The sequence below is a fragment of the Microbacterium sp. NPDC080005 genome (genome assembly GCF_040702445.1).
Classification (GTDB): Bacteria; Actinomycetota; Actinomycetes; order Actinomycetales; family Microbacteriaceae; genus Microbacterium; species Microbacterium oleivorans_D.
Genome location: NZ_JBFBLD010000002.1, coordinates 1289671 through 1310047 on the forward strand (window position 1 = coordinate 1289671; position 20377 = coordinate 1310047).

A 20377-nucleotide genomic window follows, 5' to 3' on the forward strand; every position below is an offset into this window, starting at 1 on the left:
GCCTTACGCCTCGTCGGGCGTCCGATCAATTCGGCTCAGTCTGCCACAGGGGTGTGTCGGGCAAATGACGCGGGGTATCGATCTCGATGACCGGCGAGAATCACGCCGAGCGGATGCCGCGCCGTCGCCGCCCCTTCCAGGCGAGGGCGGTGCCGGCCACGATCATGGCCAGGGCGGCCGCCGAGACGCCGGCCAGCCCGGTGGGACCGCCGGTGTCGGCGAGGCGCGGACCGGTGTCGTCATCGCGCACCTCGGCGACTTCAGGCTCGGGCTCGTCGTCGATCAGCCACATGAAGTGAACCCTCTGGAAGTACAGCACCGTTCCCCGCGCGTCCCGAACGACGAATCGGATCACATCGGCCGGGTCTCCGATGGGTGCCTCGAAGGCGAACCGCCCGTCGCCGTCGGGTGTGACTGTTCCGAGGACCAACGGGTCGGCGTCGAGCGGCTGCTCGGACGAAGCCTCGGCGTCGCTGAGCGGATCATCGTGGAGTTCGACCGTGAGCTCGTCCGTGTCGAGGAAGTAGGTGCCCAACAGACGGATACCAAGCCCCTCGGCGAGGTTGACGATGTCCGCGTCCACCGTCGGCCCCGGAAGGACGGTGACTGGCGCGGACGTCGCTTCGACCGGCGTGTAGCCGTAGGCGGCTGACGAGGCGGTGACGGCCAGGGTTGAGCCCGCGCTGACGCCGAACTGGGCGAGGTCGAGGGTCTGCTCCCAGGCGTCCGCCAAGGGTTCGCCGTCGACGAGCCAGGTGTACTCCGTGTACGTCGGCTCGGGGGACACATCACCACCGAGGACCGCGGTGACGACCTGAGACGCCTGGATGGTCTGCGGCAGCGCCACCGTCAGGCTGCCGGTGTGCTGAGCCGGCGCGATCGGATCGCTCGCAGGAGATGTGCCTCTCCCGGTCTCCGCCTCGTAGCCCTCGAGCTCAGGCACAGCCACGACGGTCAGGCGGCTGTCGACGTACCACGGGTCGACGACGAGCGTCGGCGCGGTTGCTTCCGGGATCTCCTCGTCATCGACGTACCAGCGGTACGAGTACGACGTCGGTTGCGGCACGGCATCCGCGGTGATGACGGCCTCGACCACCTCATCGCTGCGCACGGCGCCGCGGATCTCCACCGTCGCCGGCGACGTGAACGAGCCGAGAGCCGCCTCATCGATCGTCGCTTCATCGGTCTCGGGAGTTTCGACGACCGGCGCCTCGCTGACCGGCGCCTCACTCGCCGTCGGCTCAGGCGTCGCCAGAGCGGATGCCGGCACCGCTCCGATCAGCATCATGCTGACTCCTGCAACGCCGACCACGACTGTGCTCCAGGCGCGACGACCCATGTGTTCCCCCTTGCCCGGCGACCACCCAGATCCGCCGCGGCACCCCTCAGTATGGAGGATCAGCCACCGCGCCGCGGGCCAAGATGGAGCGTGACCTTCCTTCCCGACGACGTCTACGCGCTCATCGAGCGCTCCGTGCCGATCGCCTGTGTGGACTTCGTGCCGACACGCGTCGCCCTCGACGGTCGCCGAGAGGTCGGACTGATCCAGCGCGACTCCCCATTCGGTCGCGTGTGGTGCCACCTGGGCGGCCGCGTGCAACATGGCGAGACGATCGTCGGGGCCCTTCGTCGGCACGCCCGCGACACCCTGAACGTCGGCCTGGTCGTGGAACCGAACGCGCAGCCCGCGTATGTGTACGAGTGGTTCCCGCCGGAGGTCGCGCCGACCGACGGCACCTCACACGGAGCCGACCCGCGCAAGCACTCGATCGGCCTGTCTTTCGTGGTCGACATCGACGGCGCTCCGACGCCGCAGAACGAGGCCCTCGACTTCGGCTACTTCGACGCGTCTGCGCTCCCCGAACCGATGTGGCCGGGGTCGGCCGAGCTGATCGAGCTGCTGCAGCGCCAATCCGGCGCGTTCAGCTGACGTAGTCGCCGATCCACCAGTCCGAGATCTCGGCCATCCGCGCAGCGACCTCGCGATGACGCGGGTCGGTGCGGAAGGAAGCGAAGGCTGTCTCGTCGGCGAACGTCCCCTCCTCGACGAGGATGCGGCCCTTGCGCTCGTCGAGCGATCGGGCGATGTGCCAACTCTCGACGCACGGCAGGTCGGCGAGAGACCGGAGTGCGTCGACGGCTGCGTCGACGTCGTGCTCTTCCACGTGGTCGTGGATGCGGAAGAGCACGACGTGACGGTAGATCACTGCTTACTCGCGGATGGTGTCGGCGTGGTCGCGGTACCAGGCGACGGTGCGTTCGAGGCCTTCCTGCAGGCTGATCTTCGCGGTCCAGCCGGCGTCGGCGAGCTTGGACACGTCGAGGAGTTTCTGCGGGGTGCCGTCGGGTTTGGTGGTGTCCCATTCGGTGTCGCCGGTGAACCCGGTGACGTCCGCGATGGTGTCGGCGATCTCGCGGATGGTGACGTCTGTGCCGGTGCCGACGTTGACCTGGTCGGGTCCGTCGTAGTGCTCGAGGAGGTGTAGGACGGCGTCGGCCATGTCGTCGGAGTGCAGGAACTCCCGCCGCGGGGTGCCGGTGCCCCAGTTGGTCACCGCGTCGGCGCCGGTCTTCGCGGCGTCGTCGTAACGACGGATGAGGGCGGGCAGGACGTGCGAGCCCTTCGGGGAGAAGTTGTCGTTGGGTCCGTACAGGTTGGTGGGCATGGCGCTGATCCAGGGCAGCCCGTACTGGCGGCGGACCGCTTGGGTGTGGAGGATGCCGGCGATCTTCGCGATCGCGTACGCGTCGTTCGTGGGTTCGAGGTGCCCGGTGAGGAGGGAGTCCTCGCGGATGGGCTGCTCGGCGAACTTCGGGTAGATGCAGGACGACCCGAGGAACGCCACCCGTTCGACGTCGTTGGCGAGGGCCGCGTCGAGCACGTTGGTCTGGATCCGCATGTTGTCGGAGAGGAAGTCGACCGGGTACGTGCTGTTGGCGAGGATCCCGCCCACCTTCGCCGCGGCGAGCACGATGTAGCGGGGTTTGATCTCGGCCATGTACGCGAACACGTCGTCACGGTTCTTCAGGTCGAGCTCCGCGGAGCTCTTCCCGACGACGTTCGTGAATCCTTCGGCCTCGAGCTTGCGCACGATCGCCGAGCCGACGAGCCCGCGGTGCCCGGCGACGTAGAACGTCGCGTCGCGGTCGAGCTCGCTGGGGGTGTAGGTGACGCCGTCGGTGGCGGTGGTCACTTGGTGCCCCACGATGCGAGCTTCACGGTGTCGATCCACTCCGGACCCTTTTCGAGTGCTTCCACGTCCGCGTCAACCATGAGCTTGGCCAGTTCCTTCCCGTCGATGGTGGGAACCCAGCCGAGCTTGTCGGCGGCTTTCGACGGGTCGCCGATGAGGGCGTCGACCTCGGTGGGGCGCAGGTAGCGCTCGTCGAACTTGACGAACTCCTGCCAGTCGAGCCCGACGTGACCGAACGAGGTCTCGAGGAAGTCCTTGATCGTGTAGCCGACACCGGTGCCGAGGACGAAGTCCTCCGGTTCGTCGACCTGCAGCATCCGCCACATGCCCTCGACGTACTCGGCGGCGTACCCCCAGTCGCGGATGGACTCGAGGTTGCCGAGGTAGAGGTCTCTCTGGACGCCGGCTTTGATGCGGGCGACGGCGCGCGTGATCTTCCGGGTGACGAACGTCTCACCGCGTCGCGGGGACTCGTGGTTGAAGAGGATCCCGTTGACGGCGAACATGTCGTACGCCTCGCGATAGTTCTTCACGATCCAGTACGAGTACAGCTTCGCGACGCCGTAAGGGGAGCGCGGGTAGAAAGGGGTGTCCTCACCCTGCGGGGGAGGGGTCGCCCCGAACAGCTCCGAGGTGGATGCCTGATAGAACCGGGTCTTGATCCCCGACAACCGCACCGCCTCGAGCAGGCGGATGGTGCCGGTGCCGGTGGTGTCGGCGGTGTGCTCGGGCTCGTCGAACGAGACCCGTACGTGCGACTGCGCAGCGAGGTTGTACACCTCGTCCGGGTTGATCTCGCTCATGAGCGTCACCATGCGGGCACCGTCGCTGAGGTCGCCGTAGTGGAGGAACAGCTTGGCGCTCGGGTCGTGCGGGTCGACGTAGAGGTGATTGATGCGGTGGGTGTTGAAGGTCGACGCGCGCCGGATCAGACCGTGCACCTCGTAGCCCTTCGAGAGGAGCAGTTCGGCGAGGTACGAGCCGTCCTGGCCGGTGATGCCGGTGATGAGAGCGCGCTTGGTCACGGTTTTCCCCCTGGGCTAGGTGAGGTCGTCAACTCGCCGACGCGAGGGTGCGCGGGGACCGCGCACGGTCCCCGTCGATGAGCGTTGCGAGCAGAGTAGCGAACGATTCGATCGCGAATGTTTCGTCGAGCACCGTCTCGCGGTAACGCTTGCCGTTCTGTCCGAGCTCGTCGGCGCGAGCGTGGTCGCGGCCGAGCGCCAGACTCTCGCCGAGCAGAGCCTTGGGGCTGCCGGCCGGCACGACCACACCGGCGCCGGCGGAGCGGATCTCGTCGGCGGTGATGCCCTTCTCGTCGGTCGCGGCGATGACGGGCCGCCCGCTGGACAAGTAGGACGTCAGCTTGCTGGGGACGGCCATCTCGCTGACGCCCGCCAACTCGTTGACGAGCAGGATGTCGGCTGCCGCTAGGGCTGCCGAGAATTCGGCATCGGGCAGCGGGTCGATGAACTGCAAGGTCGGGATGCCGTCGCCCAGGGCGCGCAGGCGGTCGCGCTCGCCGCCGCCGCCCATGAGGACGAAGCGCACGTTCTCACCTCGCTCGGCGGCAAGGCGTGCCGCGTCGACGACGTTGCCGAGGCCCTGCTTGATTCCCATGTTGCCGGCGTGCAGCACGACGACCTCGTCGCCCCAGCCACGGGCGGCGCGCGCCTGAGCGCGGTCGACGGGGGGAGTGGGGGCGAGGTGAGTCCAGTTGCGTACGACGCGGATGCGGTCGCGCGGGATGCCGAAGTCTTCGCTCACCCGGGCGGCGAAGCGATCGTGGATGACGACGACGCGATCGGCGTTCGAGAGCAGCCACTTCTCGGTCAGCTGGATGATCCTGCTGCTCAGCCCACCGGCCTGACCGGTCTCGCGGAGACCGAGCCAGTAGAGGTCCTGTACCCAAACGACTAGGGGCGTCTTACGGTGGAACATCTTGAGCCGCAGGGCCGCGGCCGCAGAGGAGAAGAGGGCCGGCGACACGGCGACGACCGCATCGGGCTGCTGCAGGGGCGCGGTGAGCAGGCGGATCCCGAAGCTCAGCTCGGAGAGTAGGCGACGGATGCCGCTGGGCTTGCCGGGAACGTAGTGCCGCAGGCGGAGCACATGGGCGCCGTCGAGATGTTCCCTCCGTGACCACTGTCCGTAACCTGGCGATACACGCCACTCCGGATAATGAGGATGCGTCGTGACCACGTGAGTCCGGTATCCCCGCCTCGTCAGGCCGCGCGTCATCGCACCGGTGTAGGGGGAGATCCCGGTCGGCTCGGGAGGGTAATTCACTCCCAGTACAGTGACTGCGGGGGCGGGACGCGACATGTTCATGACCCTAGCCGCGCGTCGGTTTCGGTCTGGTTTCAGAAGGTGGACGATGTCTGACATCCCGGTGATCGATCTCTCGAAGGCCCCCGGCGAGCGTGCAGCATGGGACCGGCCGGCCTGGTTCGTCTATCTCTGGGCCGTGTGCGAGCTGCTGTTCGTGACCAACCCGTGGCAGATCAGCTCGGGGCTTCGGGTTCGAGTGCTCCGAGCTTTCGGGGCAGACATTGGCGAAGGCGTCGTTTTTCGCCCGCGTACGCGAGTCAAGTTCCCTTGGAAGCTCAGTATCGGCGCGCGATCATGGATCGGCGAGGGCGTTTGGTTTCACAACCAAGACCGAATTTGGGTTGGTCACGACGTTGTGATCTCTCAAGAGACGCTTTTGACGACTGGTAGTCATGCGCACAGACGAGATATGGCACTGCTCACTCGTCCCATCCGGATCGAGCCCGGCGTCTGGGTCACGTCCCGCTGTGTTGTGACCGGTGGAGTCACAATCGGTAGGTCAGCTCTCATTCGCCCGCTGACCGTCGTCGACTCGGAGGTGCCGCCGAACACGATTTGGGCAGCTAGTGCGGCAGAGCGGAGATTCCCGGCATGAAGGTGCTCATGATCGTGCCGCTCGTCTCACGTGACGGCGCGTTCGGGGGGCCGGTCGCGGTCGCGATTGAGCAGGCGCAAGCCTTGCGGCGAAATGGGGAGGAAGTCACATTGGCCGCTGGATGGGATGGTCGACCGATTGGGCTGAAGCCCTCGGGGACCCTTAACATTCGTCTCTTCCGGTGCCTGAGGATTGCACCTGGTCTCACTGGGCTAGTCTCGCTTGGCCTCGTCCTCTATGCGTTCATGAATCTGCGGAAGTTCGATGCCGTCCACATTCATGCAGGACGCGACCTGATCTCGTGCTCGGTGTTAGTGGCAGTTCGCATGACTCGAACCAAAGTAGTGATTCAGACGCACGGGATGATCATGCCCGATGCCCGCTCGCTGGTACGAGCTTTAGACCGGGTGCTAATCCGGCGCGCCCTCGGAGCAGCGCGATGCGTGATCGTCTTGACGGAGACCGAGGCCGCAGGTATCCGGGCGGTCGCCTCGTCGGCCACGATAGAAAGACTTCCGAACGGGATCTCGGCCGGTGTCGCCCAGGGCGCCAAACGAGATGACGACCTTGTTGCCTTCATTTCTCGGCTTCATCCGAGGAAGAATTTGCGCGTCTTCCTCGAAGCTGCCGCGATCGTGTCTGAGCAACGAGAGCGCACAGTCTTCGAGTTCTACGGCCCCGACGAAGGGTCGCTCGCTGACGGGCTCCAATTCATCGCAGACAATCCAAGCGTCAATGTCCGGTATGGCGGTGCCCTCACCCGGGAGGGCGTGATCGAGGTGCTCACGAGGGCTTCAGTGTTCGTTTTACCAAGCGAAGGTGAGGTGTTCCCGATGGCAGTCCTAGAGGCACTGGCGGCTGGCGCGGTTCCCGTCGTTTCGGATTCTTGTGGCATCGCTTCCGATTTGGAGAAATTCAGGGCGGCTGTTCTCGTCGACTCGACACCAGAGGCAGTTTCGACTGGCGTGTTGCACGTCATGAGCTCGCGCACTTCCCGTGAGCGGCTCGTGAGAGGTGGTCGAGCGGCGCTACAGGACTGGCTCGATATCGACAGAATTGCGAGAGAGCTGATCAACCTGTATCGAGGTGCGCCCACGACCAGTCGAGACTTCTCGAACGTCGGGTTGTCGGGAGAGGGCGCGGTGGGAGGCCGCTCAAGCGATGGATCAGTCTAAATCGGCTTACCGGGTCGCGCTCGGATTTAATGTGCGGAATGGTACTTACATCGCTTCGGCGCTCGCCGATTCCGGGATGCTTGAATCTTTTGTCGGAGTGCCTCTTCGCAGTGAGCCGATCGCACTCCATCCACCCCTTAGCAAGATCTCGCCGGCCCAGCGGGCGATATACCGATTCAATCAGCGACGGGTCGTTCCAGGTCTCTCGCATCTGCGTTACACACCGTCTTACCTGAGCGAGGTGCTACTCCAGGTTCCGAGGTCAGCGCCGTTAGGGGCGCGGCTCGCGCGGTCACAGAAAGCATTCGGGAACGTTCTTGCTCGCTCGATCACGTCCGAAGTGAATGCCGTCCACTTTGCGAGCGGTGTCGGGCTCGAATCGATGCGGCAGAACAAATCGCGCGATCTGCTCTGGGTGTGCCAGCGGCGCGCACTTCACCAGGAAGTGGAGGCGAGGCTGTCTGAAGCGGAAGGTTCCGACTATGTCCATCCGGAGCGTGTGATCTCGAGCAAGCTGAACAGCGAATATGAGCGGAGTGACGTTATTCTCTGCAATAGTCGGCTGACTGCTTCGACCTTCGTGTCGATGGGGTATCCCGAGAGCCGTCTCCGAGTGGTGCACAACGGCGTGGACACTGAATTCTTTCGTCCCGACGACGCAGATGATCCCGCGAGCCATCAACGTGATTCGCCGTGCTCTCTCCGCATGCTTTTCGTTGGGTCCGTTGATCGACGGAAAGGGTTCGATCTGCTGCTGGCTGCGCTCGACCGCCTTCCAGAAAGTGTCCAACTGCGCGTGGCGGGAGCTGCGAGCGCCAGCGCTGTTGCGCGAGTCGCGCGGGATGAACGTGTGCTGTACCTGGGTAAGCTATCCCCGGGAGAACTGCGAGCCCAGTACCGATGGGCGGATGTCACAGTGCTGCCATCTCGCGCAGACGCGTTTGGGTACGTTGGTTCTGAGTCGCTTGCATGCGGTACTCCGGTCGTAGCGTCGGATATGACGGGTGTGAGTGAGGTGATCGCCGATCACCGAGCAGGGTGGGTCTTCGAGTCCGGGAGAGCCGACTCGTTGCTAGAGGCTCTCGAGCAAGCGATCGACGAGCCCGAGATGCTGATCGCAGCGAAACTCGGAACGGCTCGATCGAACCCGTATCTCGGGTGGGGACGATTCGCGCGCGAACTCATCTCTGTCTACTCGGACTCGTTCTAAGGCAAGTCGGTAGGCGTTCCAATGCTGCGACGGGTGAGGCCCTTCCTCCTTGTGATGGCTTCGAACATCGCGATACCAGTTGCATCGCTCGCGACCGGTCCGCTTCTGGCGCGAGGTCTCGGCGTCGATGATCGGGGCGCGTTGGCAGCGATCATGGCCGTCCTGATGATCGCGCCTGCGCTCTTCTCGTTCGGGCTGCAGGACGCGAGCGTGCTTCTTTATCGGCGTGCGGCGGCAAGATTCTCGATTTCGGCGAGCGCTGTAACCATCGCGATCGCGATCCTCGCTTCAGCTCTTTCTGCACTCCTGACGATAACTATTCCGTTCGTCCAGGGCGGCGCCGCTCCGCTTCTGGCGTCTGCGTACGTCGGCACGATGATCGGTCTCATGCCTCTTCGCGGAATGATTGTCGCGGCGGAACATTTTCGCGCTATCGCAGCCGAAAAGTGGACTCAAGCTACGTTGCGGGTCGTGGGTACTATCTTCCTTTTCGCTACGCAATCGATGACCGTCGAGTCGGCTCTTTTGGTGTTACTTGGCTCGACAGCGCTCGGTGGGATTCCATTAGTCCTTTTCGCGCGAGCCAAACTCGCGCGCGGCGGACTTCCTCGTGGCGTTACTGCGAGCGCATTGGTCCGATTAGGGTGGCCCATCTGGCTAGCGGCAGTTGCCCAACTCGCGCTACTCCGCCTCGACCAGGTGACATTGTCGTTCATCGGAACTAGCTACGAGCTTGGGCTCTATGTGGTCGCAGCCACCCTCGCGGATGTTGCCCTGATTGCATCGACGGCGATCCGGTTGGTCATCCTTCCTCGACTGGCGGGTGGTGAAAGCAGTCGACTCGCGCGAGCCGCACCCGTTGTGTTTAGTCTGGGCCTCCTAGGCGTCCTCCTATCCATCTGGCTAGGTGACCCCTTGATCTCTTGGCTCTTTGGGGGACCCTTCTCGTCGGCGTCGGAAATTTTGCCGTGGCTAGTTGTCGCATCGACTCTTGGAGTCTGGCTAGACATAGTTAGCGCCCAAGCGACCGCTCGCGGACGAGCAGGGCATCTTGCGGTCGGGAGCGGTGCCGGCGCCGTCCTCTCGCTGATCGGTTGTTTCGCCCTTTATCCTGTGGTGGGCGTTGACGGAGTCGTTATCGCGAGAATTGCAGGGTACGCAATCGCCGCAGTCGCGGCGAGCTGGACGGCCTTCCGAGCGGGCGACTAACGCCGGCGGCGCGAGCTGGAGAAGCGGCCTCGACTGCCCGCCCAATACTCCTCGGTCGTCCGGACGAGCCTTGCCGGATTCCCCGCCACGACGGTATTGCTTGCCACATCCTTCGTAACTACAGCTCCGGCCCCGACAATCGCGCCTTCGCCGACCCTGACACCTGGCATGAGGATCGCGCCCATTCCGATGAACGCGCGGTCCTCGATTGTGACCGGCGCGCGGTACGAGAGCTCGTAGTCAGAGATACCGGTCTTGGACTCAGACACGCGGTCCAAGCTGAAGTCGTGGGTGAGGATTTTCACGTAATGACTGATGACACAGCGGTCTCCGACTGAGATGAGTCCCGACCTCGGCGCGTCCCAGTAAACGCGGGGGCTCACCCAGAGCGGTGTCCCAGTGACCTTCACTCCGAAGAGTCTCATCGCTCTCGCAGCCGCCGCTCGATATGCGGTCTGGCTCGCGCGATCAAGGATCGAGACGACTTTCAGACTTGTTGCAAGCACATGAACTCCCCGAGTACATCGCTGGCCCCACCAGTTCGCGTGATCGGGCTCCGTGGCCGCGCCAGCGCGGAATCACGCCGAGTCTACTGCGGTCGCCCCTCATCTGGGATCGCCTGGGCGACGCGCCTAGGGCGCACGAAGACCCGCGTTCTTGTTGGCGCCCAGAGCAATCGCCTACTTCGAGCATTCTGATGGTGCGACGGGCGCGCAAAGTACCACTGCTAGCCTGAGCACCATGGGGGCACTGAGGTCGAAGATCGGTTGGGTGGTTGCGGGCATCGTCGTGACCGTCAGCATGGTCTTCTTGGTGCTCAGTGGCGTCACCTCTGCGTTTTACCCCGCTCTCCTGTGTCTGCTGCCAATTGTCGGTCTCGTCCTGTTGCGGCGTGACCTACAGACGCCGCTTCTATCTCCGGTGTGGATCACCGTCGGCGTTCTTTCGGCCACCGGGTTCTTCGGGTACGTTCTCGCTGACAAATTGGAAGGGTTGGAAGGCGGGGGGATGACACTTCGCCTCACACCCGAGGTGCGAGTAGAGACGGCGATCCTCTTCGCACTCTCTGCCGGCCTTATCGTGGTCGGCGCAGCAGCGGTCGTTCTGCTCCGGCGCGCGGGCGGGCATTCGACCTCCTTGCGAGAAGGGATTTCGTTTGCGCGGGGCGCTGAGCGGTGGATCTTGCCGCTCACTTTAGTTCCGATGGTGCTAGTGGTTGGGTCGCTTGGCGATCGACTCGTGTACCGCACGGTCTATCTTGCGGGTGGCGCGGAGATGACCTTGTTCGGGCTGGGTCAGCAATTGGCCATTGCTGCGGCAGCTGTCCTCGGCTATGTGGCGGCCAACTCCGCAAGCCGTTCCATTCGTATCGGGACGCTGCTCTTGCTTGCTGCGTATATCGTTGTTTTTCTGGGAATGGGCTCGAGGCGACTCGCGCTCATTCCGCTTTGTTTTGCGATCGGATACGCGCTGGCGAAGCCGAGGCGAGCGTTGAGAGCTGTTATCCCGACTGGGCTCGCCGCCGTACTGCTGCTGCCTCTCCCGCTCTTCTTTCGAGACAGTGCGGTACACGGGTTGGTTCCGTACGCATCCAAGCTCGCTGAATTCTCGTATTTTGAGGTCGATTGGCCCGAGACTCTCAACAATGTACTGATCGCATTCCCGACCACTGGAATCACAGCCTTCGGAGTCGCTCCGATACCGTTGCAGAATCTAGTGATCTCGCTCAACCCGGCGCCCGGTGGCATGGCTGGTTGGTACGACATCTCGAGGGACATGAACCTCAACGCGTGGACGCCGTTTTCGGCTGTGGGTGAACTGGGAAACTACGGTCAACCGTGGCTCACCCTCGTGTGGGTTGGATTCGGCGTCGTTCTAGGTTCACTAGAAATGCTCGTCACTCGGCTCCTTGCTCTGAGGCAGCCGCTCTTTGGTATCGCGATTGTCGGCCTATCTGCACTCTTCGCCCTGCAGTCGATTCAATATGGCCTTCGACTCTCGAGTCGAATGATCGTGTACGCCGTTCTTGCTGGCCTGGTTGGGCTACTTATTGCGCGACGTGTGCGGCCGAAAGGTCGCGTTGTCACTGCCGCCCCTCGTCAAAGTGTCGCGGTGGGCTTATCCAGTAATCGCATGCCGCGCGTTGACTAGGGGAGCGGTCGGCGGAACACTAGCTACCTGGATCCCCGGTTCGTGCTGAAGGTCGGCGACTGTCTCGCGTAGCGAACCGGGGTCCGATCGCGTATCATTGACCCCTGGTGCCTGCGCCCTGCTGGCCTCGCACCGCGAACGTGAGCCCTCCACTGGCGTGTTCGACCGGCATCCCGAGCGAACCACCCCGGAGTGGGATTCACGAACCTCTCCGTTCGAATCGATGAAAGCAGCACTACTGTGACGCGCACGTACACCCCCAAGGCCGGTGAGATCACCCGTGAGTGGGTGGTCATCGACGCATCCGATGTCGTCCTCGGCCGCCTCGCCTCGCACGCTGCCACGCTTCTGCGCGGCAAGCACAAGCCCACCTTCGCGAACCACGTCGACACCGGCGACTTCGTGATCATCATCAACGCCGACAAGGTGGCCCTCACCGGCCAGAAGCTCGAGCAGAAGAAGGCCTACCGTCACTCGGGGTACCCGGGCGGTCTCAAGTCCGTCACCTACTCCGAGCTCCTCGAGAAGAACCCGGTGCGCGCCGTCGAGAAGGCCGTCCGCGGCATGCTCCCCAAGAACAGCCTGGGTCGCCAGCAGCTGTCCAAGCTCAAGGTCTACGCCGGTGCCGAGCACCCGCACGCGGCCCAGCAGCCCACCACGTACACCTTCGACCAGGTCGCCCAGTAAGCGCCGCAGAGAAGAACAAGGATTATCTGATGGCGAAGATCGCTGACTCCCTCGACCAGACCCCCGAGAACTACTCGACCGAGACCCCGGCTGCCGCTGAGGCCGCCCCGGCTCGCCCCGTCCTCTCCGTCCCCGGCGCAGCCGTGGGCCGCCGCAAGCAGGCCATCGCCCGTGTGCGTCTAGTTCCCGGCTCGGGCACCATCACGGTGAACGGTCGCACCATCGAGGACTACTTCCCCAACAAGCTGCACCAGCAGCTCATCAACGACCCGTTCACGGTCCTCGGCCTCGCCGGTGGCTACGACGTGATCGCCCGCATCTCGGGTGGTGGCCCCTCGGGCCAGGCCGGCGCCCTGCGCCTCGGCATCGCGCGTGCTCTCAACGAGATCGACGCTGAGAACAACCGCCCGACCCTCAAGAAGGCCGGCTTCCTCTCGCGCGACGCTCGCGTCAAGGAGCGCAAGAAGGCTGGTCTCAAGAAGGCGCGCAAGGCTCCCCAGTACTCGAAGCGTTAATCCTTCGATGGCACTGTTCGGGACGGACGGTGTGCGGGGCCTCGCAAACGGCCCCCTCACCGCCGATCTCGCGCTCACCCTGGCCCAGGCGACCGCGGTCGTCCTGGGCCAGGGTCGTATCGCCGAAGCCCGCCGCCGCAGCGGACGCCGCCTCACCGCCGTCGTCGCCCGCGACCCGCGGGTCTCGGGTCACTTCCTCAGCGCAGCCGTCGCCGCGGGCCTCGCCTCGTCGGGCGTCGACGTCCTCGATGCCGGCGTGCTGCCGACCCCGGCCGCCGCGTTCCTCGTCGGTGACATCGACGCCGACTTCGGCGTCATGATCTCGGCATCGCACAACCCGGCGCCCGACAACGGCATCAAGATCTTCGCCCGTGGCGGCGTCAAGCTGCCCGACGTGGTCGAGCAGCGCATCGAAGAAGCCATGAGCGGCCCCAAGCTCGCCCCCACCGGGGGAGCGGTCGGCCGCATCCGCCGCTTCGCTGATGCCGAGGACCGCTACGTCGTGCACCTGCTCGCGTCACTCCGCACCAGCCTGCGCGGCCTGCACGTCGTGCTCGACTGCGCCAACGGTGCCGCCTCCGGTGTCTCACCCGAGACGTTCCGGGATGCCGGGGCCAAGGTCACCGTCATCGGCGCCGACCCCGACGGCATGAACATCAACGACGGTGTCGGTTCCACACATCTCGACGTGCTCGTCGCTGAGGTGCTGCGCACCGGTGCCGACCTCGGCATCGCCCACGACGGCGACGCCGACCGCTGCCTCGCCGTCGACGCCGACGGTCGCATCATTGACGGCGACCAGATCATGGCGATCCTCGCTGTGTCGATGAAAGAGCGCGGGCTGCTGAAGGACGACACGCTCGTCGCGACCGTGATGAGCAACCTCGGTCTGCATCGCGCGATGGCGGCCCGCGGCATCCACCTCGAAACGACCGCCGTCGGCGACCGCTATGTGCTCGAGCGCATGAACGAGGGCGGCTACTCTCTCGGCGGTGAGCAGAGCGGCCACGTCATCATGAGCGACTACGCCACCACGGGTGACGGCCTGCTCACTGGCCTGCACCTCGCGGCGGAAGTGACTCGTCAGCGGAAGCCGCTGTCGGAGCTCGCCAAGGTCATGACGGTGTTCCCGCAGGTGCTCATCAACGTGAAGGGTGTCGAACGGTCGCGCGCGACGGATGCCGATGTGCTGTCGGCCGTTGCCGAGGCGGAAGCCGAGCTCGGTGATTCGGGGCGGGTGTTGCTGCGCCCGTCGGGGACCGAGCCGCTCGTGCGCGTGATGGTGGAGGCGGCGTCCGAGGCGGACGCGAAGCGGGTCGCGGAGCGTCTCGCAGAGGTTGTGCGCGGCTGAGTACGGCCCGCCTGCAGACGGCCGTGGCCGGCAGCGCCTGACGACGCGACGAGTCATGCCATAGTGTGAGCGGGTCACCCTCGAGGAGACCAGCGACCTGGGGGTTGAGCATGCTTCGAACGCGCCGCGCGGCGACCTTGTTGACGGCCTTCCTTATCGCGGTGCCGTTGACGCTCGTGTCGACGGAGGCGTCCGCAACGGACACGTCGACGGTCACGGGTCACATGCTCGGACCGGATGGCGAGGGGATCGTCGGTCAGGTCCAGGTTTACCCCGTAATCGGCCGCGAGAACGATCCCAGCGGCAACCGCACCATTCCGACCGACCGAGAGGGGGCGTTTGTCCTCGATGAGATGGCGTCCGGGGATTACATCCTCGAGTTCCAGACGCGGAACAAACTCGTCCTCGACGAGTATTGGCAGGACGCCACCACCTGGGAGACCGCCAACATCCTGACCGTGCAGGCGGGCGAGGACCTCCCCCCTCTGATCGCGCGCCTCGACGCCGCAGGGTCGATCTCGGGGCGTGTCGTCGATTCCGATGGGAAAACGCCATTCGCCTCAGCGCGGGTCCAGTTGACGCCCATCGTCGAGGGGGGAGGGCTCTACTCGCCCCTTACCGCGAACACGGCGGCTGACGGCACGTATCGAATCACCGGCGTGAAGCCGGGCGACTATCGGCTCGCTTTCGTCCCCGCATCTCCCGACTTCCGCCCCGGGGTCAGCAGCCTTTGGAGCGGTGCGCCGGACGGCAGACTCACCCTTGGCCGGAGCGAGGACCGTGTCGGCGTGAATGGCTCGGCGTGGTTCATCGACTGGCTTAGTGGCAACGTCTATCACCCCGACGGCTACGCGCAGCATGACGTCGATGTCACGCTGCGCTACCGCGACGGCAGACAATTCACGACGACCACGGGTGGCCGTGGCCAGTACCGATTCGATGAGGTGCCCGTCGGTGAGGTGACCTTCAAGTTCACCCCTCGGTCCGGCATCGATGCCCGCCCTCAGTGGTACGGCGGTTCAGAGACGTTGTCCGGAGCGACATGGCTGAGCACCGCTGACGCCGTTGGACTGCGCACCACTCTCGTGGGCACGATCCGGACGGAGCCCTCGTGGATCACCGGAACACCTGCCGCCGGGCGGACGTTGACCGCGCATGCCAACCCGTTCCTGCTCGGCATCACCTTCTCGTACCAATGGCATGCAGACGGCAAAGCCATTGCCGGTGCGAATAAACGGACGTTCACTCCGAATTCGTCGACGGTCGGTAAGCGAGTTACCGTCACCGTTACGCACAAGAAGGCCGGCTACCAGTCGGTGTCCCGTACTGCCCCAGCCACCGCCAGAGTGCAGCTCGTCGGCACGCCACGTATCACCGGTGTCGCACGCGTCGGTCGCATACTCTCGGCGAGCCCGGGCACGTGGGCCAAGGGCACCGCCTTTCGCTACCAGTGGTATGCGAACGGGAAAGCCGTCTCGAAGGCGTCGAAGAAGACCTTCACGGTCCCGGTCTCAGGACGCGGCAAGAAGTACACCGTGAAGGTGACCGGGACGCAAAAGGGCTTCGTCTCGATGAGCGCTACTTCCGCTCCGACCGCCGCCGCTCGCCCGCGGTGATCGGCGGGCCTCTGTCGGTCGGCCCGCGCAAAATCGGGTGAGCATCCGTCTCCTTCCGCGTGTAACCTCCGGAGGGTGAGGGGACCACACCGTTTTCGCACGCTTGGGGGCGTGTACGACCCGCGGATGAACGCGCTCAACTTCATCCGCCTGATGCTCGCCGTGTCGGTGATCGTCTGGCATTCGTTTCCGCTGACCGGGAATCCGGTCGAGTGGCCGGCGCTCCGGCAGGCACTCGGGGAGCTCGGCGTCGACGGCTTCTTCGCCATCAGCGGGTTCCTCATCTACGGCAGCTGGAAGCGCAATCCGAGCTGGTGGCGCTACCTCGCCGCCCGGGCCCTGCGCATCTTCCCGGCTTTCTGGGTGTGCCTCATCGTCACGGCGTTCCTCATCGCGCCGATCACCACCGCGCTGGTCACCGGTCGCAGCTACCTCGACGTCATCTCCGTCGAGAACGTGAAGTACGTGGTGCAGAACGCTGCGCTGCGCATCTTCGACCACAGCATCGCCGGCACACCGCTCAACGTCCCCTACCCGGGGTACTGGAACGGATCGCTCTGGACCCTCTTCTGGGAGTTCCTCTGCTACCTCGGCGTCCTCGCCCTCGGATTGCTCGCCCTCTACCGGTTCCGCGCCACGGTCCCGCTCATCTTCGGCCTGACCTTCCTCGGCCTGCTCGCCACCGCCTACGGTCCCGTCGAGAACTACTGGGCCGTGCACGGATCGCGCTTCGGCATCATGTTCGCGGCCGGCATGCTCATCGAGCAGTACGCCCGCCGCATCCCGGTCAGCTGGCCGCTTCTCGGAGCTGCAGCCGTCGTCACGGCCGCGAGCATGCTCCTCCCGGACTACCGGGTCGTCGGCGCGCTGCCGTGGGCCTACCTGATGCTCGGGCTCGGCGCGATGCTCAAGCACCCGCGCCTCAAGCTCGAGAACGACATCTCCTACGGCGTCTACATCTACGGGATGCCGGTGCAACAGGTGCTCGCCAGCTTCGGCCTCGCCGCGCTCGGCGTGCCGCTCTTCGGCATCCTGTCGATCCTGCTCACCCTGCCGCTCGCAGCGGCGAGCTGGTTCCTGCTCGAGCGGCACGCGATGAAGCTGCGCCCGGGGCGGCGGGTGCAGCGGAACGTGCAGACCGAGGCGGTGGCGGGCTGACGGCTCAGCTCCAGGTGTGCACCGGCTCGTTCGTGTGCATCGCCTCGCGATACTCGAGCAGCGTTGCGCGCAGGGCGTCGAAACGCTCCATGCCCTCGCGCGCCCGCATCCGCTTCGCGAACCACTCCGCCCCGTTCGTCTTCGCGACGCACCGTCCCTCGATGATCCCGAGGTAGCGGTCGCGCTCAGCGGGGGAGACGCCCCACGCGTCCAGGCCGTCAGCAGCGAGCGGCAGCAGCGTCTCGAGGATCAGCTCCGTCGCCGGCACCTGACCGACACCCGGCCACGACAGGCGCGCCTCGATGCCGTCGCGCGCTGCCGACAGGAAGCTCTCGCGTGCCGTCGCGAACGGCATGCGCGACCACACGGGGCGCTCATCCTCCGCCAGCGAACGCACGAGGCCGAAGTAGAACGCGGCGTTCGCAACCGTGTCGACCACCGTCGGCCCGGCGGCGAGGATCCGGTTCTCCACCCGCAGGTGCGGCATGCCGTCGGCGACGTCGTACACCGGGCGGTTCCACCGGTAGACCGTGCCGTTGTGCAGCTTCAGCTCGGCCAGCGACGGCACGCCGCCCGACTCGAGCACCTCGAGCGGGTCCTCGTCGTCGATGATCGGCAGCAGCGCCGGGAAGTAGCGCACGTTCTCCTCGAACAGGTCGAACACCGACGTGATCCAGCGCTCGCCGAACCACACCCGCGGACGCACGCCCTGCGCTTTCAGCTCCTCGCTGCGCGTGTCGGTCGCCTGCTCGAACAGCGGGATGCGCGACTCGCGCCACAGCTCCTTGCCCAACAGGAACGGCGAGTTCGCCGCCGCCGCGAGCTGCGCTCCGGCGATCGCCTGCGACGCGTTCCAGTACGACGCGAACTCCGCCGGCGAGGTCTGCACGTGGAACTGCGTGCTCGTGCACGCCGCCTCGGGCACGATCGAGTCCGTCGTCGTCTCGAGTCGCTCCCGACCGGCGATCGAGATCGCGATGTCCTCGCCGCGCGCGTCGAGCACCTGCTCGTTCAGCAGGTCGTACCGCGAGTCCGCGCTCAGCGTGCTGCGGCCCAGGTGCCGCTCCGCCAGCGTGGGCAGGATGCCGATCATCACCAGATGCGCGCCGAGATCCTCGCTCCGCACCTCGGCGTCGTTCAGCCGCTGCCGCATGCCCTCCTCGAACGTGGTCAGACCGCCGTCGCGGAGCTTCGCCGGCGGCACATTGATCTCGACGTTGAACCGCCCCAGCTCCGTCACGAACGCCGGGTCCGCGATCGCCCGCAGCACCTGCTCGTTCCGCATCGCGGGGTCACCCACGGAGTCCACGAGATTCAGTTCGAGTTCGAGCCCCGTCATCGGGTCATCGGTGTCGAAGCGGGCTTCGCGCAGCATCCGCTCGAAGACGTCGAGATTGCGACGGATCTTCTCCCGGTGAAGGGTGCGGTCGGCTCCGGTGATCTCTTGCTTCTCGACTTCTTCTCCCACCCCGCCACGATAGGTCGGGCGGAGGGAGGGGGCGGGGCGGTTGACAAGGCCACCGCCGTCGACCATGACGCGCTAACTCATCCCGGTCCGAATTGCCAGGGGTTGGCTCGTTCCCTGCCGCTGCCTAGCGTGGTCAGTCCCGGAACGCTCCGCTTCCGGGTGGATCGACGGAAGGACCAGATCATGGGACTCGACGACAAGATCAAGAACGCCGCTCAGGACCTCACGGGTCAGGGCAAGGAAGCTGCCGGCAAGGCGAGCGACAACGAGCGACTCGAAGCCGAAGGCCACCAGGACCAGACCGAGGCCAACCTCAAGAAGGCCGGCGAGAACGTGAAGGACGCGTTCAAGTAAGCCTTTCCACCGAACGCCCGGGCCCGTCACGGACCCGGGCGTTCGTCGTTCCCTGCCGCCTCGATCCGATGACTCACAGACGGATGCCGGGGCCCGCCGCACCCGTTCACGTACACTTCACTCGACGTTTTCCCCCGACGTGACGCGTGATCCCCCCTCTCCACGGCCGTCGGCGGACGCTTCGGGAGATCCATGAAACGGCTGACATCGCTCGACGGTCTGCGCGGTCTCGCCGCGCTCATCGTCCTGGTGCACCACATCATGCTGACGTTCCCGCTGTTCGCGGAGCCCTATCTCGAGGGCCGCGCCGAGAACGGTCTTCCCGAGCTGCTCGCCTACACGCCTCTGCACATCTTCTGGGACGGCGCGGGCGCCGTCTTCATCTTCTTCGTCCTGAGCGGTGTCGTTCTCACGCTGCCCGTCCTGAAACAGGGCCGCGACTTCTCCTGGGTCGGCTACTACCCGCAGCGACTGCTGCGCCTCTACCTTCCGGTGTGGGCGGCGATCATCGTCTACCTCGGATGGGTGCTGATCATCCCGCGCGACCGCGGCATGGAGAGCGCCTGGCTCGACATCACGAGCAAGCCCGTGAGCCCCGAGGCGATCTGGGGCGATGCGACCCTCCTTTTCGGCACCGGGGACCTCGTCAGCCCGCTGTGGTCGCTCCAGTGGGAGATCGCGTTCTCGTTCCTGCTGCCGGTCTTCGTGTTCCTCGGCGTCCGGTTCGCCCGCTACAACTGGATCCTCGCGATCGCCGCGATCGTGGGCATCGGCGTCTCGGCATCCCTCGGCAACCGGGCCCTCGTCTATCTGCCGATGTTCCTCATCGGCGTCGTGATCGCCACCTGGCTGCCGACCATCCGGGAGTGGAGGCCGAGCCGGGGCACGCAGGCCCTCCTCCTGCTCGTCGCACCGATCCTGCTCGTCTCCCCGTGGCTCATCCGGCCGTTCGAGTCCCTCCGGTTCCTCGTCAAGCCGTTCGACGCGGTCACCACGATCGGCGCCGTGGTCGCCGTGATCGCCGCCATCGTCGTGCCGATCTTCCGGCGCTTCCTCGAGAGCCGCGTCATGCAGTGGTTCGGGCTCATCTCATTCAGCCTGTACCTCGTCCACGAGCCGGTCGTCATCTCCATGGCGCACCTGTTCGGCGACCAGAACCTCCGCATCGCCGCGCTCGCGAGCATCGTGCTGTCGATCCCGCTGTCGTGGGTGTTCTTCAAGATCGTCGAGATCCCCAGCCACAAGCTGTCGCGCCGCGTCGGCGACGCCGTCCGCGCGCGGACGAAGAAGCGGCCGCAGCCGCACGCGCCGATCGCCCCCGACGTGCACGCACATCGCGCCTGACCCCTCGCTAGACTGGCGC

At 65.5% G+C, this 20377-nt stretch carries 19 protein-coding genes; 12 read left to right on the top strand and 7 right to left on the bottom strand.

Annotated elements, in window-relative coordinates; translation table 11 throughout:
* Positions 1-100: 100 nt before the first annotated feature.
* Positions 101-1288: a hypothetical protein gene (locus AB0259_RS13020; RefSeq protein WP_366222947.1), complete on the bottom strand. Its 1188-nt coding sequence runs from the start codon at positions 1286-1288 to the stop codon at positions 101-103.
* 141 nt (positions 1289-1429) lie between these two features.
* Between AB0259_RS13020 and AB0259_RS13025 the strand changes: the two genes are divergently transcribed.
* Complete coding sequence (locus AB0259_RS13025) at positions 1430-1930, top strand: NUDIX hydrolase (RefSeq protein WP_366222948.1); 501 nt, start codon at positions 1430-1432, stop codon at positions 1928-1930.
* On the opposite strand, the gene AB0259_RS13030 is transcribed toward AB0259_RS13025, so the two are convergent.
* Genes AB0259_RS13030 through AB0259_RS13045 form a run of 4 tightly spaced genes read right to left on the bottom strand, consistent with a single transcriptional unit; the run spans position 1923 to position 5525 of the window.
* Positions 1923-2189 carry a Dabb family protein gene (locus AB0259_RS13030; RefSeq protein WP_366222949.1) on the bottom strand — a complete coding sequence of 89 codons (267 nt, stop codon included), beginning with the start codon at positions 2187-2189 and terminating at the stop codon, positions 1923-1925. The genes AB0259_RS13025 and AB0259_RS13030 overlap by 8 nt on opposite strands.
* 21 nt (positions 2190-2210) lie before the next feature.
* The gene (locus AB0259_RS13035) at positions 2211-3194 is read right to left on the bottom strand and encodes a GDP-L-fucose synthase (protein ID WP_366222950.1); all 984 of its coding nucleotides are present in this window, start codon (positions 3192-3194) and stop codon (positions 2211-2213) included.
* Positions 3191-4219, bottom strand: a complete 1029-nt coding sequence (gene gmd, locus AB0259_RS13040) for a GDP-mannose 4,6-dehydratase (RefSeq protein ID WP_366222951.1) — start codon at positions 4217-4219, stop codon at positions 3191-3193. Before gmd ends, AB0259_RS13035 begins: the two co-directional genes overlap by 4 nt.
* Before the next feature lie 28 nt (positions 4220-4247).
* Positions 4248-5525 carry a glycosyltransferase gene (locus AB0259_RS13045; RefSeq protein ID WP_366222952.1) on the bottom strand — a complete coding sequence of 426 codons (1278 nt, stop codon included), beginning with the start codon at positions 5523-5525 and terminating at the stop codon, positions 4248-4250.
* 591 nt (positions 5526-6116) lie between these two features.
* On the opposite strand from AB0259_RS13045, the gene AB0259_RS13050 reads away from it, so the two are divergent.
* From AB0259_RS13050 to AB0259_RS13060, 3 genes are all read left to right on the top strand, one after another.
* Entirely contained in the window at positions 6117-7295 is a 1179-nt protein-coding gene (locus AB0259_RS13050) for a glycosyltransferase (protein ID WP_366222953.1), read from the top strand.
* 340 nt (positions 7296-7635) lie between these two features.
* Positions 7636-8505 carry a glycosyltransferase family 4 protein gene (locus AB0259_RS13055; protein ID WP_366222954.1) on the top strand — a complete coding sequence of 290 codons (870 nt, stop codon included), beginning with the start codon at positions 7636-7638 and terminating at the stop codon, positions 8503-8505.
* Between the two features lie 54 nt (positions 8506-8559).
* Positions 8560-9714: an oligosaccharide flippase family protein gene (locus AB0259_RS13060; RefSeq protein ID WP_366222955.1), complete on the top strand. Its 1155-nt coding sequence runs from the start codon at positions 8560-8562 to the stop codon at positions 9712-9714.
* On the opposite strand, the gene AB0259_RS13065 is transcribed toward AB0259_RS13060, so the two are convergent.
* Positions 9711-10220 (bottom strand): acyltransferase, encoded by a 510-nt coding sequence (locus tag AB0259_RS13065; protein WP_366222956.1) that lies wholly within the window; start codon positions 10218-10220, stop codon positions 9711-9713. The two genes, AB0259_RS13060 and AB0259_RS13065, sit on opposite strands and share 4 nt — an antisense overlap.
* Before the next feature lie 235 nt (positions 10221-10455).
* Here AB0259_RS13065 and AB0259_RS13070 point away from each other — a divergent pair, with 235 nt between their 5' ends.
* The 6 genes from AB0259_RS13070 (at position 10456) to AB0259_RS13095 (ending at position 17192) form a co-directional block, all read left to right on the top strand.
* Positions 10456-11865, top strand: coding sequence for a hypothetical protein (locus tag AB0259_RS13070; protein WP_366235834.1), 1410 nt, complete (start codon positions 10456-10458; stop codon positions 11863-11865).
* A 240-nt stretch (positions 11866-12105) separates the two neighbouring features.
* Positions 12106-12552, top strand: a complete 447-nt coding sequence (gene rplM, locus AB0259_RS13075) for a 50S ribosomal protein L13 (protein ID WP_064003290.1) — start codon at positions 12106-12108, stop codon at positions 12550-12552.
* A 29-nt stretch (positions 12553-12581) separates the two neighbouring features.
* Entirely contained in the window at positions 12582-13067 is a 486-nt protein-coding gene (gene rpsI, locus AB0259_RS13080; protein WP_064003289.1) for a 30S ribosomal protein S9, read from the top strand.
* 7 nt (positions 13068-13074) lie between these two features.
* Positions 13075-14418: a phosphoglucosamine mutase gene (gene glmM / locus AB0259_RS13085; RefSeq protein ID WP_366222958.1), complete on the top strand. Its 1344-nt coding sequence runs from the start codon at positions 13075-13077 to the stop codon at positions 14416-14418.
* A gap of 110 nt (positions 14419-14528) precedes the next feature.
* Positions 14529-16034: a carboxypeptidase regulatory-like domain-containing protein gene (locus AB0259_RS13090; protein WP_366222959.1), complete on the top strand. Its 1506-nt coding sequence runs from the start codon at positions 14529-14531 to the stop codon at positions 16032-16034.
* A 111-nt stretch (positions 16035-16145) separates the two neighbouring features.
* Positions 16146-17192 (top strand): acyltransferase, encoded by a 1047-nt coding sequence (locus AB0259_RS13095; RefSeq protein ID WP_366222960.1) that lies wholly within the window; start codon positions 16146-16148, stop codon positions 17190-17192.
* Between the two features lie 4 nt (positions 17193-17196).
* Here AB0259_RS13095 and AB0259_RS13100 read toward each other — a convergent pair whose 3' ends face one another.
* The gene (locus tag AB0259_RS13100; protein ID WP_366222961.1) at positions 17197-18660 is read right to left on the bottom strand and encodes a glutamate--cysteine ligase; all 1464 of its coding nucleotides are present in this window, start codon (positions 18658-18660) and stop codon (positions 17197-17199) included.
* 183 nt (positions 18661-18843) lie between these two features.
* Between AB0259_RS13100 and AB0259_RS13105 the strand changes: the two genes are divergently transcribed.
* Both AB0259_RS13105 and AB0259_RS13110 read left to right on the top strand, forming a co-directional pair.
* Positions 18844-19014 carry a CsbD family protein gene (locus AB0259_RS13105; RefSeq protein ID WP_366222962.1) on the top strand — a complete coding sequence of 57 codons (171 nt, stop codon included), beginning with the start codon at positions 18844-18846 and terminating at the stop codon, positions 19012-19014.
* Positions 19015-19206: 192 nt separating this feature from the next.
* Positions 19207-20358: an acyltransferase gene (locus AB0259_RS13110; protein ID WP_366222963.1), complete on the top strand. Its 1152-nt coding sequence runs from the start codon at positions 19207-19209 to the stop codon at positions 20356-20358.
* The last annotated feature ends 19 nt before the right edge of the window (positions 20359-20377 follow it).

Excerpts from the sequence above, each read along its gene's own strand:
- AB0259_RS13020 (WP_366222947.1), bottom strand. The coding sequence starts at position 1,288 with ATGATGCTGATCGGAGCGGTGCCGGCATCCGCTCTGGCGACGCCTGAG.
- AB0259_RS13045 (WP_366222952.1), bottom strand. The coding sequence starts at position 5,525 with ATGAACATGTCGCGTCCCGCCCCCGCAGTCACTGTACTGGGAGTGAAT.
- AB0259_RS13050 (WP_366222953.1), top strand. The coding sequence starts at position 6,117 with ATGAAGGTGCTCATGATCGTGCCGCTCGTCTCACGTGACGGCGCGTTC.
- AB0259_RS13060 (WP_366222955.1), top strand. The coding sequence starts at position 8,560 with ATGGCTTCGAACATCGCGATACCAGTTGCATCGCTCGCGACCGGTCCG.
- AB0259_RS13070 (WP_366235834.1), top strand. The coding sequence starts at position 10,456 with ATGGGGGCACTGAGGTCGAAGATCGGTTGGGTGGTTGCGGGCATCGTC.
- rpsI (WP_064003289.1), top strand. The coding sequence starts at position 12,582 with ATGGCGAAGATCGCTGACTCCCTCGACCAGACCCCCGAGAACTACTCG.
- glmM (WP_366222958.1), top strand. The coding sequence starts at position 13,075 with ATGGCACTGTTCGGGACGGACGGTGTGCGGGGCCTCGCAAACGGCCCC.
- AB0259_RS13090 (WP_366222959.1), top strand. The coding sequence starts at position 14,529 with ATGCTTCGAACGCGCCGCGCGGCGACCTTGTTGACGGCCTTCCTTATC.
- AB0259_RS13105 (WP_366222962.1), top strand. The coding sequence starts at position 18,844 with ATGGGACTCGACGACAAGATCAAGAACGCCGCTCAGGACCTCACGGGT.
- AB0259_RS13110 (WP_366222963.1), top strand. The coding sequence starts at position 19,207 with ATGAAACGGCTGACATCGCTCGACGGTCTGCGCGGTCTCGCCGCGCTC.